Here is a 14,263-nt window from a genome sequence, read left to right as displayed (position 1 = left end):
CGTTCCTAAATGAAAAAACACCTTGTTCTAGTAGGCCTAATCCTGCTGAAATTTATTATTCAATATCAATTGATAAGTCCGATATATGATTTACATCGGGATGAATTCTTACATTTAGATCAGGCCAATCACTTGGCTTGGGGATATTTGTCCGTTCCACCGTTGACCTCCTGGTTTTCCTACCTCATCAAGATTTTAGGAAATACGGTATTCTGGATCAAATTTTTCCCTGCACTGTTCGGAGCGCTAACCATTTTTGTCGTCTGGAAAACCATTGAAGAACTCAAAGGAAATCTCTTTGCCTTGATATTTGGTACATGTTGTGTTATTTTTTCAGTCTTATTTCGTTTAAACACGCTGTATCAACCCAATTCTTTTGATGTCCTATCATGGACATTGATCTATTATTTTATCATAAAATATTTAAACAGCGGACATCCTAAATGGCTATACTTTATTGCGGTAGCCTTTGGTCTGGGATTTTTAAACAAATATAATATCGCCTTTTTGATCCTCGGGCTTATACCAGCCATTATAGCTGTTCCAGAACGTAAAATATTATGCAATAGCAAACTTTATTATAGTATGCTAATTGCTTTTTTGATCATCCTTCCTAATTTAATCTGGCAATACGTGAACAATTTCCCTGTTTTTTACCATTTCAAAGAACTTGCGGAAACCCAGCTTATTAATGTCAACAGATGGAGCTTTATCCGATCTCAATTTTTATTTTTTTTCGGAACTTTTCCTGTTATTGGCTTTGGATTATATGCTTTATTATGTTATCCCGCATTTCGAAAATATCGGCTATTCTTTTTGTCTTTTTTTATAACAATTGGTGTTTTTCTATTTTTAAAAGCGAAAGATTATTACGCAATCGGTATATATCCCATTTATTTTGCTTTTGGTGCAGTCTATATTTCAACATTTTTAGAAAATAAGGCTGGAAGAATTCTAAGACCTCTTTTAATTGCACTACCCCCTGTTTTCTTTATTCCTGTTTATTTGCTGACATTCCCCAACAAAAGCCCACAATATATTGCGAACCATCCAGAAAAATACCGCAAGATCGGCATGTTGACCTGGGAAGATGGCAAGGACCATCAACTTCCACAAGATTTTGCGGATATGCTGGGCTGGCGGGAGCTCGCCCAAAAAGTAGATCACATATATAGCAACATTCCCAATCCACAAAATACGCTCATACTGTGTGATAACTATGGTCAGGCGGGCGCTATAAATTATTATTCCAAACTTGGAATCCGTGCAGTCACCTTCAATGCTGACTATATCAACTGGTTTGATTTCCGCCATGAGTTTCGCAACTTGATTCGCATAAAAAATTCATGGGAAAACCAATCTGAAATGAACGAAACCGCTCCTTATTTTGTACAATCTATACGGTCAGACTCCATTACAAACAAGTATGCAAGAGAATATGGAGCTGTGATTTTCACATTTATCAATGCAAAAATCAATGTCAACCAACGCGTCAAGAATGAGGTAGAACAAGAACAACGTCAACATATGTTGCCTGTTAAATAATTACTTACTATAGGGATCAGATGAAAACAATATTATGGCGGGGAGTTGCTTTCAACTCCCTGGAATATTTCAACATACAGGAAAAGCAGGATCACCAGATCGTGGTCTCAAAAATTATTGGTTACTATCAGGAAAAAATTTATTCGGCAACTTATCAACTGACTATCAACAAACAGTGGGAAATCGAGGAATTTTTTATTGATTCTGAGGTTGATATGATCAAAAACACCCTAACTGGAAAAAAAACAGGTATCAATTGGGAAATCAATCATTTCGACAATCCGAGCTTCAAAGGTTTTCTATATATAGATATCTCTTTAACTCCCTTTACAAACACGCTACCAATAAACAATCTACAGCTGAAAATTGGTGATTCAAAAGAAATAGATATCATCTATATCGATCTAATTAACAACAACATCAAACCTGTTCGACAACGTTATACAAGGACAGATCTACGCGAATATCTGTATGAAAATATCGTCAGTGATTTTACAGCTCGTATTCAGGTGGATGAGAACGGACTGGTCTTAAACTATCCTGATTTATTTGAAAAGATAGCTGGAAACTAGTTTCAATTATCCCAATAGAACCAGTTTAAATCCCTCCCTCCCCCTGTTCTAATGGTACCTTCCGATCAAAAAAACAAATCGGCATGCGTATAGGCTTTATAATTATACCATTAGATAACAGTGCTACCGGCCTCCATCTTTTAGTACCTCCATTTACATAAAATATAGCTATATTGGTTCCGAGTTTTTATGCTAAACCCACAAAATCTATTTGGCAAACTCATAAACACATAATTATTAAAAAATCACAAAAAACTCTATGAATAAAGCTATTTCACTGATCCTGCTATTATCTGCTTTCTATTGGCCCAGTACAAGTGATGCACAAGAAAAAAATCATATTCCCCAGCTGATCCCTTTTCCTGAACAACTGGAATCATCCGCAGGTTTCTTTCAAATAGCCAAGGGAGAACTCTCTTATGCCCTTGATCCCGATATATCCTCAAATGTTCTAGACCAATGGGTACATCAATCGCTATTCGGGAACATCCCTAAAAAGAAGATGACACATGCTAATGCCACCTTACGATTGATAAAAAAAAATGGTCTTTCAAAGGAAGGTTATGAATTAACAATTGATAAAAAAGGAATACAGATTTCTGCCTCTTCCGATCAAGGGATATTTTATGGATTACAAACCGTACAGCAGCTTTATCTCCTTGGAAAATCAAATGGCGGGATTCGTTTACCCTATGTGTCAATTAAAGACCAGCCAGCCTTTCAATGGCGTGGTGTGGAACTAGATGTAGCGCGACACTTCTTCTCAAAAGACTATTTATACAAGTTTATCGATCTCTTATCGTCCTATAAATTCAACAAGCTTCACTTGCATCTGACGGATGATCAAGGCTGGCGTATCGAGATAAAAAAATACCCAAAACTTACTTCAGAAGGTGCGTGGAGAACGTATAATAATCAAGATTCTGCATGTCTTGCCAAAGCAAAAGACAACCCCGATTTCAATCTGCCCGGTGAACACAAACGTATCCATAACGGACGCGAGGAGTACGGCGGATTTTATACACAACAGGATATCAGGGATATCGTCGCCTATGCATCGAGCAGACACATAGAGATTATACCTGAGATAGATATGCCCGGGCACATGATGATCGCAACCAAAGCTTATCCCGAACTACTACTGGATAGTGCAACTGCAGGCTGGGGAAAACAGTTCTCGGTACCAATCAGTCCATGGAAAGAAAGTACTTATACTTTCATAGAAAATGTGCTTAGTGAGGTCATCGAGCTTTTCCCTTCCAATTATATTCATATTGGTGCTGATGAAGTTGAAAAGGATTCCTGGTCAAATTCAGCTATGGCTACAGCATTTATGAAGGAAAAAGGTATAGCCAACCTACATGACCTACAAAGCTATTTTGTAAAACGTGTTAATAACTTCCTACGTTCGAAAAATAAACGCAGCATCGGGTGGGATGAAATACTTGATGGTGGTTCGGATACATCGATGACAGTTATGTATTGGCGGGGATGGGTAAAAAATGCCCCTCGTGAGGCGGTTAATCGTGGTCATCAGCTCATCATGACACCTACGAACCCCTTGTATTTTGACTATCTTCCCAATAGTAGCAGTCTGGATGCGGTGTATAATATGTCTGTCATACCTTCCGATATCCCAGACAATAAATCAAATTTAGTTCAGGGTGCACAGGCAAATATATGGACAGAAATGATACCATCTACAGCCCGGTTAGAATTTATGATTCTGCCTAGATTGAGCGCTTTGGCAGAGCGGGTCTGGACCAATAAATCACTGTATGAGAGCTATAGGAATAGATTAATCGCCCACTTTGGGCTCTGGAACAAAATGGGACTACGTTACCGTATGCCGGATTTAAATGGTTTTGCCGATAATCAGGTCATCATTGATGGAAGATCCACGCTGAAAATTGAGAATGAACTTCCAGAAAATGCAATTCATTATACCACTGATGGCAGTCTCCCAACCCAGAAAAGCCCGGTGCTAAGCGATTCAATTATTGTTAAAGACGAAGGAACCATACGTTTCGCAACGATATCTTCTTCAGGAGCAAAAAGCGAACTGTACCAAGTGAATTTCAAGAAAGACACCTGGAAAAAAAGTGTTACCGAGGATGTAAAGAATATGCATCCCGGATTGACCGCAACGCTATTTAATGGAACATTTGCAAACACAGCTGCAATAACTGGCACAGCGATACGTCAGGAAGTTATCAAGAATATCCATTTGAGTGATACGATTAAAATGCCTTCATTTGGCGCAAAAATTAATGGCTATCTCTACGTGAAAGAAAAGGGTATCTATAATTTCTATTTCACTTGCGATGATGGTGGAGTTTTGCGCATACATGATCAGGTGGTCGTAGACAACGATGGACAACACGCCCCAATTATGAAAAGTGGACAGATCGCTTTAGAAAAAGGATATCATCCCATTAACATCGATTTCATAGAGGCCGGCGGTGGCTTTACACTAAAACTTCAATATCGTGTTAACGGTTCTAAAATAGCCGACATACCGGAAGAAAATCTATTCCGAAAAAATTAGACATGATGGCTGTCTCTTCTATAAAAAAGGGACAGCCTACATCATACCTTTTGTAGTATTATTCTCCCCTATTCTCCTTTCTATAGCAATCGAAAAAGATCCAGCTTAGGATCTGCATCAAAATCTTAGGATATTATCTATCGCTGCATTGTTGCACAATCAAAACTTTTACTATCTTTATTTTACTTAGCCAGAGTTATGATAAAGACAAATAAAAGCCATCTCACTGCAGCAGATGCAACCAAGATAATTTGTTAAAAACGGCTCAAAAATATATTAACAACAGCATATGAGCTTTTTAAATTTCTTAAAAGGACAACATAAATTGAAGCAGATTGATGTCAGTGAAGACCAGGACTTTGTTGATCTGCAACTAACGATAACCAAAAACTGGAATGATGAAAACCTAAATCATATTATCCAGGCAAAGGGTCTTTGGGGGAAAGAAACAGTAGGTATAGAAGTCTTATTTCGACGCGATATGAAATTAGGTATCGTCAATACAGAAGTAGACAAGAAAAGATTTTATCGAGAAGGGATCAACTTCTATTCCATAGGAGAATTGAGTGACAATTTCACGAAGGCTTTAAGTACTTTGTTTAAAACTGAGGCAAGCTCTTTTAAGATGCTTGACACGATAAGCTCCACAGCCTTTGTACTTAGCGGCCAACCAGAGTATTTTGACGAAGAGTATATAAAAACCAAAATTTTCTTTGACGATGCAAACGAAAAGAATAGTTATGCGGAATGGTATGTGAATATTGACCTAAAAAATAGAATTCTTGAATTAAGGGAAAAAGATCAAGAGTATCGAAAAAACATCATTCATGTGTTGACAAATAACTAGCTTTTCGATAATTTAGAAATCAATACATGTCTATTCAGCTTTTAACATTTCATTCTGCCCCCTATTCTATTCGTCAGTTATTGGAAAGCGAATTCGAGTACTATAAATCTATTCGTTTGGAAGCAATTCAAACGGAGCCAACCTTATTTCGATGGAGCGATCCGGCAGAAAGCGATCTCTCCGATTTGGACTGGCAAGAGCGTATAAAATATCCGAGAATTGTCTTTGGACTTTTCAAAAAAGACGAGCTCATTGGAATGACCAGCATGCTATTATTAAACGATTCTGAAGCATATTTTGGACAATCTTTTATTCGTCCTAAACATCGAGGACAAGGGCTTTCAAGTCTATTATACAAAATTAGAATGGCCTGGGTCAATACACAACAGATCAAACGGCTCATCATCAGTCACCGGGAAATTAACGCGGTTTCGAAAAAAGAGATTCAACGCGCAGGTTTCGAATATAGCCACCGGGAACTCGTGCGTTGGCTGGATGGCACAACTGGCTATTCATTGTACTACCGCTTAGAACTTTAAAACAAATCTGGTCTGATTTCGAAAATAAGCATCGCAATAATCATTTCATTCAAGTGAAAACCTATTGTAAACCTAGAGAAAAAACCACCTATATAGCAGCTGGACTAGTCTCATTTTTCTGATACAGCGTGCTTCTGTAAGTAATACCCCATTTGGCTATCTCATCAATAATGGGACCCAATGTTTTACCACAATCAGTAAGCTCATACTCCACAGTAAGCGGCTTGGTATTCAAGACGGTCCTTTTGATAAGATGGTTCATTTCAAGATCCTGCAGCTCTTTGGACAGCATCTTTGCCCCAATCCCATCAACTTCCCTTAACAATTCCATAAAACGCAGCTTTTCAAACAACATTAATGTCCCGATAATGTGGAATTTCCATTTACCTGCCAAAATCTCCATGCTGTCATTTATCGCCAATATCCGCGTTTTACAGCCAGTAGAGGAACTTGATAGTGCTTCCTTTTTCATTTTACTTGATCTCCTTCTATTGATTACAAAAATACGCAATTACAGCGTCACAGCCCACTATCTTTTTGGAAAGTAGTTTCTTTAAGGAAACTAATACCAAAAATAAACTATCTATAATCTACCTTTGTATTCATAAATTAAAATGGCATGATTGATGCCGACAATACAGAACAATACAAACATCTTATTAAAAATAAAACGATTAAAAAATGAAAAAACAATTAATCTCAGGTTTAGCACTTATTCTGTTATTCGCTTCTTGTCAGAATACAGGTGGAGACAAAGCAAAAACAACATCAGCACAGGAAGTAACTGAGCAAAAAGGACAGACGTATACTGTGGAGGCAGACAAAAGCACAGTAAAATGGACTGGCTACCACAAAGGCGGTTTGAATCCAAGATATGGTGTGTTAAAAAGTGAGGGTACACTTTCTGTGGAAAACAATGCTGTCACTGGTGGCTCTTTCACTATTGATATTAATTCAATTGTAACAGATAGCGCTTCTGTAGATCCTACTACTGCGGGTGGTAAAAAATCAACAGATTTGGATGCACATTTAAAAAGTGCTGATTTCTTTGATACAGCGAAATACCCTACAGCTAAATTTGAAATCACCAAAGTTGCTCCATTTGATGCTGCTCAAGGAAAAAGTGTTGTTGCTGATGCTACAAACACGGTCAGTGGTAATTTGACAATCAAAGACAAAACAGTAAACGTAACGTTTCCTGCCAAAATTACTTTTACTGGCGAAGAAGTTACGTTCTACTCTAAATTTACGATCCAAAGACAAGATTGGGGACTTACTTATGGTACAGAAGGTAATCCACAAGATTGGATGATCGCACAAAATGTCGACATTGAACTTAATGTTACAGCGAAAAACACAAAATAGATTCCTGGCTGATATAGCCTTATAGGATCTCATCGCTATAATCAAGCGGGCTCATAAAAGTGCCTGCTTGATTCATCTTCAGACCTTCAGAACAATTCCCCATACCGATCAGGTTTATCAATTACAAAATGCAAAGACTTTTTAACAGTGACTAATCTAGCCGAAGATCAAAACTTCTCGCCATATGCGATGATTTTGGTTTCCATAAGGAGAAGCTGCTGTTCAGCATTTATTAATCGGGCAGTCGCCTTGCCATTTTGGGTATCTACCGTAATTTCCATCTCAGCCCTTATATTTTTATCGCGTTCAAAAAAAGATGCGAATTTTTCAAAAATATCCGTTTCCTCAAATTCAAAATTTACAGCACAACGGTTTTGATTTTTATCATACCATTTGATATATATATACTGTGGAATTCCCCTTTTGCCAACTGTCGTATTTTGTGCTCTTTCATCGAAAGCAAAACGTTCAGCATTAAAATACTGAAAAATACCATCATATGTTTTTATTTCCGGAGCGATTAAAAACTTGGGGTTCCAGGTATAAGATGTCATCAGTTTATTCCAATAATCATCAGGAACAGGCCGGTTTTTTTTTGCCATTTGTATTGCCAAAGGAATGATCATTGTATCTGTCAAAACCTTATTACGCCATTCCTGATTAAATAAATCGCCATACACCATCTCCTTATTATCAGAAACCTGCTGGTCAATATCGACTTTTTTCGCCTGATAATGACCTATTTCGACCTGGCGATAGCCCGACCCACCAGCCCATATCACCAGCCTTCCGCCGGGTGCAAATCCGAAAATAATCTTGTCATAATGCTCTTCAACATCACTAGCTAGCCTTCTTTCTACATAAGGCTGTTTAAAAAGCGTAAGCAATTTCTTGTAGTCTATGCTGTCATGGAATTGGTAAAATGCATTCTCTGAAAACGAATACCAAGTAACATCAATTGCGCTGGGCAAAGACATCATCGTTTTATAGCTTTCGGCCCCTGTCGCGCCCCATTTTGCATGGTAATTCACGGTATTTCCCTCACTAAATGTAAAGTCACGATTCTTATCTTTCGGGAAGATGAGTGTCCCTTTGTAGAGCTGGACGGGGAAACCTGCTGGATTGCTCATTGCGGCAGCCCACTCGAATCGCTCCTCTTTTAGATTATCTGCCTGCTCTTGCCGCTCCTGTTCAGCTTCCCGAACCTCCCGGCCAACCGTCGAAAAAATAGAGACAAGTACACTGGATAAAATACAGGCAAGAAATGTTAGTATCAAAGCTGTCCATGATCTTAAGCCCCAAACGAAAGTAATGCTACTGAATAAACTCAAAAAAATACTCAAAATTAAAATCAAAGGAAACATTTCAGAAATTACTCCCCCCAGATCAGCGTATATCTTGTGCTCATATTCGTCGCCTAGTGTACCGACAAAAAGCAACGCCGGTAATAATGTGGAAAATATAAGGTACAATAAAAAACTATAAATCACTTCAAAGACAATATTGGGCTTGTCGGATACATTGATCTTTCTCCTAAGCTTATTGAAATGAAAATAAATAAGGGTAATTACAAGAAAATAAGGTGAGACACAAAATGCACCATAAACCATGTTCATATCAGCATCTTGTGTTAACAACATTGCCAATAATCCCAAAATAGTCACCATGAAGGCCGAAACCGTAGCTTTAAGAACCATATATAGGTTTTATTATTTATTGATAATAATATCGAGCATTATCCTGTCTACATTTGTTTCAAATTCACAATCTGAAAACAAGAAGAACTCACTTTACCAAAAGTAATAAGAAATGGATGTTTAAGGATACAACAATTCATATTCAGTGCAATCCGTTATATATTCGTTCTATTTATTCCAAGCCAGGTAAGAAACCAATACCACAACATTTAAAAGAAAACGGATCATTTTATTATCTTAGCTCATATACAGAAAATACGAGTTATGCATTTGAGAATTAGAGCTGCAAAAGCGCATGATGCAGCAGTTGTGCCTGAAATCATGTTACAAGCGATGGAAGATGTCATCTTTCGTTTTATACAAAAAGAAGACAAAAAAGAAGCAGTACATTTTTTAACAGCCCTTTTTCAGCAAAGTGAAAATCTATATAGTCATGAAAATACTTTTGTGGCAGTAGATCCCGAAGGCAATATTATGGGATCATTGACGGGATATGATGGTGATCATTTTATTGCACTACGACAACCAATCCTGGAGATCATGCAAAAACAATACGGCAATGATCTCATCCCTGAACCGGAAACAACAGGACAGGAATTTTATATAGATTCTGTAGCTGTATCTCCTACAGCAAGAGGTAAAGGCGTAGGCAGTGAATTATTGAAACATGCGATCACATATGCCAAAACTCACGGCTTTAGACAAATAGGATTATTAGTTGACCTAGATAATCCTAATGCCAAGAAGCTTTATGAACGGCTCGGCTTCACGCTAGGGAACAAAATGCCTTTCGCCGGTGGCGAATACTATCATATGTATATTCGATTTGTTTAGGTTAGGCTATTTATCAAATTCGTAAAAAACATCAACTTTCCTATTCAAATGTTGTTTTTTCCCAAAACGCTAAAGCCGGTAACTCACAAATTTGTCAAAAGAGAATCCACAAGAACTCATTGTCTATCTTATTTATAAATACCACAAAAATTGGTATAAAAGATATAAAAAAGACATCTTAAAAATCGCTATTTTTGCGCAGATCAACATGAAAAATCAACTTCATCGGCAACTCCGCATTTACAGATATGTTATCTATCGGGAAACATTAGTAGATCCTTGGGAACATTTCTGGTCTTTTATCGGTGCATTCGTAGGAATATTTATCATCGCTTTTATTCAATCACTACATTTCCCCACATTGGAAAATGTTTTCTTGATCGGGTCATTCGGAGCATCTTCTGTTTTAGTTTACGGAGCCATACAAAGCCCCCTTGCACAACCGCGAAATCTAATCGGTGGTCATGTGGTTTCAGCAATAGCTGGAGTTACTGTCGCGCAGCTACTCCCCGATATCATCTGGCTCACGGCACCCTTTGCTGTAGCCTTATCTATAATATGCATGCAACATACCCGCACATTACATCCACCAGGGGGAGCGACAGCGCTTATTGCTGTCAGCAGTGGAACCAAAATTTCTTCCTTAGGGTATTGGTATGTATTGAGCCCTGTACTTTCCGGCTGCCTGATCTTATTTGTAGTAGCACTTATTTTTAATAATATTACTAAAAAACGGCACTATCCTGTCAAGAGATCACGTTTACGTCGTTCACGACGCCAATATTTGAGGTCAAGATTTGCACAGGCCAAGGGCACATCAAATTAATTAAAATTAGCAGTCTTTCGGGCTATGGTTATTAGCTAAAAAGCAGGAGTTCGCATGCTTCAATTGCTGCGCGGTGATAACAATTGAAGCATACGATCTACACAATTTTGAATTTTATCAGGCAATTCCCGTAGTACAAAGGCTATTAAGCACTTGGAAATTTACTCATATCCATATAAAATATCTCCCAGGTATGACCATCATAGTCTTCCAGCTTTCTTAACTGCATAAAACCATGATCCATCATTGGCATTGGCTCAGTTCCTCCCGCAGCCAGCCCTTTATCAACAATTTCATTTACGCGATCCAGACTTTCCACAGAGAGAGCAAATAGTCCAGCAATATGATTTTTTGTATCGGCCAAAGGCTTATTCGTAAAGGACTTAAATTTTTCATGCGTCATGATCATAACAAAAATATGCTCACTCCAGACCATACATTTAGCATCATCATCACAAAATTGCAGATTTACTTCAAAGCCCAACTGGGTATAAAAATCCATTGATCTGTTTACATCCGCCACGGCGAGATTAATAAATACCTGTTTCATCTTTTAAATTTTTAATTGCTATCGTTAAAACAAAATTGCGTATTAGAATTCACAAAAATCTTGGCATAGGCCAAGATTTAAAGATAGACGAACATGCTCCGCATTGAAACCTTTCTTTAATACTTTTCTAATTTAAGGGTAATAAACTGTTCCCAATCACCGTTTTCCGAAAGCATATACCAATTCCCCACAAGCACCGAATGTTCCCTATCCATCTGCCCATTAAACTTTATTCCATTTCCCTCAATCGTAAAAATATTATCGATTAAATTTCCTGTCATGGTTCCACTTTCCCCCTTTGAATTGGCATATTGCATCTTTACTTTATCTCCGGGCAGCATGGTGATCATTTCAAATGTTTCACTATGTTCTCCTCCTATGTGTACATCCGCCTTATGCAAGATACAGTTGTCATTGAGTATAAACTCATAAGAATCAACACCGACTAAAGGCAGTTTTTTTGTACCAACCCGCACTTCTCCCGAGGTTCTCCATTGACCAATAAATTTATGATAATTGCTATCTTTAATGTTTTTCGTAGTCATATAATTTAAGACTTTAAGACACACTATTGATACAAAAATAATCTTAACATCATCATTGACCCTTAGCATAGGACAATAAATCCGTACCTGATCAAAATCTCCTATCAGGTGGCTGAAAGAAGCTACAAAAGCTATATTTGTCTAAGTATTAGTTTAATGTTGTCATTTAATTCTTAAATATGATCATCAAAAATACTTTCGGTGTTATTTTGCTCTTGCTAGGTTTATTTCTCGCATACGGACTATCCAAAGACAGCCGGCTGATGCTCTTTGGCAGCAAAATTAAAGCCGATGTGATTGGAATAGACAGTGTAAAAAGCAAGCGTTTTGGATACGTACATTATCCGATCCTTCAATTCAGGTATAAGCAAAAACAAGTTCGTCTGCTGAACGATTTAAGTAGCATTAATCCCCAAAAAGTACCTGCTCATATGGAAATATATTACGAAGAAGGTATCGGTATAAGTGATGGTTTCACCACTGTATATGCTGTCTTTTCTATTGTGAGCATCATCATGATAATCTTTGGCATCATTGTTATTCGCACCAAACACGTTGGTTAATTTATATCTGCTTATTTGGAAAGTTCAGCAAGGTCTGCTTGGGAGAATTTATGCTCGCCTTTGAGGTAGCTATTTGCATCTTTCAGGTAGACATAAATTATTTTTCTAGCCTCAGGATTCGGCAACTTATATAGGTTCTGTACCAAAAATTTTTTATCGCGCAATCGGTCTTTGCTGTAGTTCAAAAAAGATGGTGCATGGGTCTGCACACTCCAACGGATAAAACGTAAATCAATATTATCAGGATATTTGATAATAACGGATTCCAATAATTTCTTACCTTTTTTAAACTGGCCCAGCTTCGAAAAGGGATTTCCCATATGCTTTGCCCAAAGAATCTCATAAGCAGCAAGATAACCTTTCTCAGTTGCCGTATTCGCTGCTGCTTCCAGTGTTTTCAAATTGGCCTCACAAAGTTTTTTATCTTTGACCGCAGCGGCATAATCAGCGCGCATTTTGTCTACATTGACTTGACCAAAACAGTAAATTGTACTTAATATAAAAGAGAAACAAACAAAAAATCGTACTACCATCCCAAATTCAATTAAATAAAATCATGCATTATCCCGATGAATTTAATATACAAATATCATCCTAACCGAACAGATTGCTTTGTTCATATCGTCCTTACACCTTACCCAATCTTATTCTAGTTCATATAACAATGGTTTAAGCGCAAGAGTTTTCTTATTTTTCTCTTTCATCAGAAACCGCTGTTTCATGTTGCCTATTTAACGCTCATCACAGACTGGCCTTTCCCTCGCCTTAATTCTGACTTCAATACACTTCTATTCCCAAGCATTCTTGCTTTATAACTTTTGATCACAAAACCATCAAACAAGTATCTCGCTTTTCACGTTATTTGCGTTCCATCCGATTGGCGATAAAACGTGTAAGAAATTCCCCTGTTTTTTACATCTCCGTCAAAATCGTTTATGATTCGCAAAATAACGGAATATAAAAATGAACGATCAGGATCGGAAATTGAAAGGAATAGCGCAAATTCTAAATGAATGAGAATTTTTTACTCACAATTATTATTTTTACCGAACAGAAAGTCAGAAAATGATAACAGTAGCAATAATAGAAGATGAACCCGCTGTCCGTAAGGAAATCAGTTACCTCATACAAGAAGAAACCGACACTGAACTAATTGGTTGGAGCGACAGTGTCAGAACTGCTGTAAAACTAATTGAAGAAAAGAAACCGGATGTAATCCTAATGGATATTCAACTTAAGGATGGTACAGCCTTCGATCTTCTAAAAAAACTCAATGTTATTCCACAAAACGTCATATTTATCACCGCATATAATCATTTCGCCATTAAAGCGATCAAGTATGGTGCACTAGACTACTTATTAAAACCTGTTGACCAAATTGAACTAAAAGAAGCGCTAGAGCGCTACCGTCGTCGCAGTGACAATAATCCACAATGGATGCAGCAGTTAAATATGGCACATGGAGCTATGCAGCATGGCGATTTACCAGAAAGTATTGCATTGACATCCATTCATAATGTGCGTATCGTTGCTGTTCACGACATCGTTTACTGTAAAGGTGATGGTCCATATACTTTTTTCTTTCTGAGTGATGGTTCCAAGGAACTTATATCCAAACCCCTGAAATATTATGAGGAATTGTTACCCGCCCCCTACTTCCTACGCACCCATCAATCCTACCTGGTCAACCGTAAGTACATTACCGGTGTCAACCGTTCGGAGTATATTGTATTGAAAAATAAAGAAGAAATTCCCATTTCATCGCGACGGAAAAACATAATTTTAACCCAGCTTTTTCCAGAGAAATGAGATATCTATTACAAAGTATTTTC

The 14,263-nt window shown here is 37.6% G+C and carries 15 protein-coding genes; 10 read left to right on the top strand and 5 right to left on the bottom strand.

Annotated features, from left to right (window positions below; all coding sequences use genetic code 11):
* Positions 1–9: 9 nt before the first annotated feature.
* From ABDW32_RS08290 to ABDW32_RS08270, 5 genes are all read left to right on the top strand, one after another.
* Positions 10–1,545: a glycosyltransferase family 39 protein gene (locus ABDW32_RS08290; RefSeq protein WP_343561287.1), complete on the top strand. Its 1,536-nt coding sequence runs from the start codon at positions 10–12 to the stop codon at positions 1,543–1,545.
* A 20-nt stretch (positions 1,546–1,565) separates the two neighbouring features.
* Positions 1,566–2,117 (top strand): putative glycolipid-binding domain-containing protein, encoded by a 552-nt coding sequence (locus tag ABDW32_RS08285; RefSeq protein ID WP_343561285.1) that lies wholly within the window; start codon positions 1,566–1,568, stop codon positions 2,115–2,117.
* Positions 2,118–2,376: 259 nt separating this feature from the next.
* Complete coding sequence (locus tag ABDW32_RS08280) at positions 2,377–4,665, top strand: family 20 glycosylhydrolase (protein WP_343561283.1); 2,289 nt, start codon at positions 2,377–2,379, stop codon at positions 4,663–4,665.
* 289 nt (positions 4,666–4,954) lie between these two features.
* Positions 4,955–5,512, top strand: a complete 558-nt coding sequence (locus tag ABDW32_RS08275; protein ID WP_343561281.1) for a hypothetical protein — start codon at positions 4,955–4,957, stop codon at positions 5,510–5,512.
* 26 nt (positions 5,513–5,538) lie between these two features.
* Positions 5,539–6,051 carry a GNAT family N-acetyltransferase gene (locus ABDW32_RS08270; RefSeq protein WP_343561279.1) on the top strand — a complete coding sequence of 171 codons (513 nt, stop codon included), beginning with the start codon at positions 5,539–5,541 and terminating at the stop codon, positions 6,049–6,051.
* 88 nt (positions 6,052–6,139) lie between these two features.
* On the opposite strand, the gene ABDW32_RS08265 is transcribed toward ABDW32_RS08270, so the two are convergent.
* Positions 6,140–6,523, bottom strand: a complete 384-nt coding sequence (locus ABDW32_RS08265) for a helix-turn-helix domain-containing protein (protein WP_343561277.1) — start codon at positions 6,521–6,523, stop codon at positions 6,140–6,142.
* A 209-nt stretch (positions 6,524–6,732) separates the two neighbouring features.
* On the opposite strand from ABDW32_RS08265, the gene ABDW32_RS08260 reads away from it, so the two are divergent.
* Positions 6,733–7,416 (top strand): YceI family protein, encoded by a 684-nt coding sequence (locus ABDW32_RS08260; RefSeq protein ID WP_343561275.1) that lies wholly within the window; start codon positions 6,733–6,735, stop codon positions 7,414–7,416.
* A gap of 167 nt (positions 7,417–7,583) precedes the next feature.
* Here the strand turns inward: ABDW32_RS08260 and ABDW32_RS08255 are convergent, their stop codons facing one another.
* Entirely contained in the window at positions 7,584–9,113 is a 1,530-nt protein-coding gene (locus tag ABDW32_RS08255; RefSeq protein WP_343561273.1) for a DUF2931 family protein, read from the bottom strand.
* A gap of 264 nt (positions 9,114–9,377) precedes the next feature.
* Here ABDW32_RS08255 and ABDW32_RS08250 point away from each other — a divergent pair, with 264 nt between their 5' ends.
* Both ABDW32_RS08250 and ABDW32_RS08245 read left to right on the top strand, forming a co-directional pair.
* On the top strand, positions 9,378–9,947 hold the full coding sequence (locus tag ABDW32_RS08250; protein ID WP_343561271.1) for a GNAT family N-acetyltransferase: 570 nt from the start codon (positions 9,378–9,380) through the stop codon (positions 9,945–9,947).
* Between the two features lie 208 nt (positions 9,948–10,155).
* Positions 10,156–10,773 carry an HPP family protein gene (locus tag ABDW32_RS08245; RefSeq protein WP_343561269.1) on the top strand — a complete coding sequence of 206 codons (618 nt, stop codon included), beginning with the start codon at positions 10,156–10,158 and terminating at the stop codon, positions 10,771–10,773.
* Between the two features lie 145 nt (positions 10,774–10,918).
* On the opposite strand, the gene ABDW32_RS08240 is transcribed toward ABDW32_RS08245, so the two are convergent.
* Positions 10,919–11,323: a VOC family protein gene (locus ABDW32_RS08240; protein ID WP_343561267.1), complete on the bottom strand. Its 405-nt coding sequence runs from the start codon at positions 11,321–11,323 to the stop codon at positions 10,919–10,921.
* A gap of 116 nt (positions 11,324–11,439) precedes the next feature.
* Positions 11,440–11,868: a hypothetical protein gene (locus tag ABDW32_RS08235; protein ID WP_343561265.1), complete on the bottom strand. Its 429-nt coding sequence runs from the start codon at positions 11,866–11,868 to the stop codon at positions 11,440–11,442.
* A 179-nt stretch (positions 11,869–12,047) separates the two neighbouring features.
* On the opposite strand from ABDW32_RS08235, the gene ABDW32_RS08230 reads away from it, so the two are divergent.
* Positions 12,048–12,431 carry a hypothetical protein gene (locus ABDW32_RS08230; RefSeq protein ID WP_343561263.1) on the top strand — a complete coding sequence of 128 codons (384 nt, stop codon included), beginning with the start codon at positions 12,048–12,050 and terminating at the stop codon, positions 12,429–12,431.
* An 11-nt stretch (positions 12,432–12,442) separates the two neighbouring features.
* Here ABDW32_RS08230 and ABDW32_RS08225 read toward each other — a convergent pair whose 3' ends face one another.
* Positions 12,443–12,964 carry a hypothetical protein gene (locus tag ABDW32_RS08225; RefSeq protein ID WP_343561261.1) on the bottom strand — a complete coding sequence of 174 codons (522 nt, stop codon included), beginning with the start codon at positions 12,962–12,964 and terminating at the stop codon, positions 12,443–12,445.
* A 532-nt stretch (positions 12,965–13,496) separates the two neighbouring features.
* Between ABDW32_RS08225 and ABDW32_RS08220 the strand changes: the two genes are divergently transcribed.
* On the top strand, positions 13,497–14,240 hold the full coding sequence (locus ABDW32_RS08220) for a LytTR family DNA-binding domain-containing protein (RefSeq protein ID WP_343561259.1): 744 nt from the start codon (positions 13,497–13,499) through the stop codon (positions 14,238–14,240).
* Positions 14,241–14,263 lie beyond the last annotated feature (23 nt).

Origin of the sequence: Sphingobacterium sp., from assembly GCF_039596235.1 — a bacterium.
In the GTDB taxonomy this organism is placed as follows: domain Bacteria; phylum Bacteroidota; class Bacteroidia; order Sphingobacteriales; family Sphingobacteriaceae; genus Sphingobacterium.
This window is presented reverse-complemented; position numbering and strand designations above follow the sequence as displayed.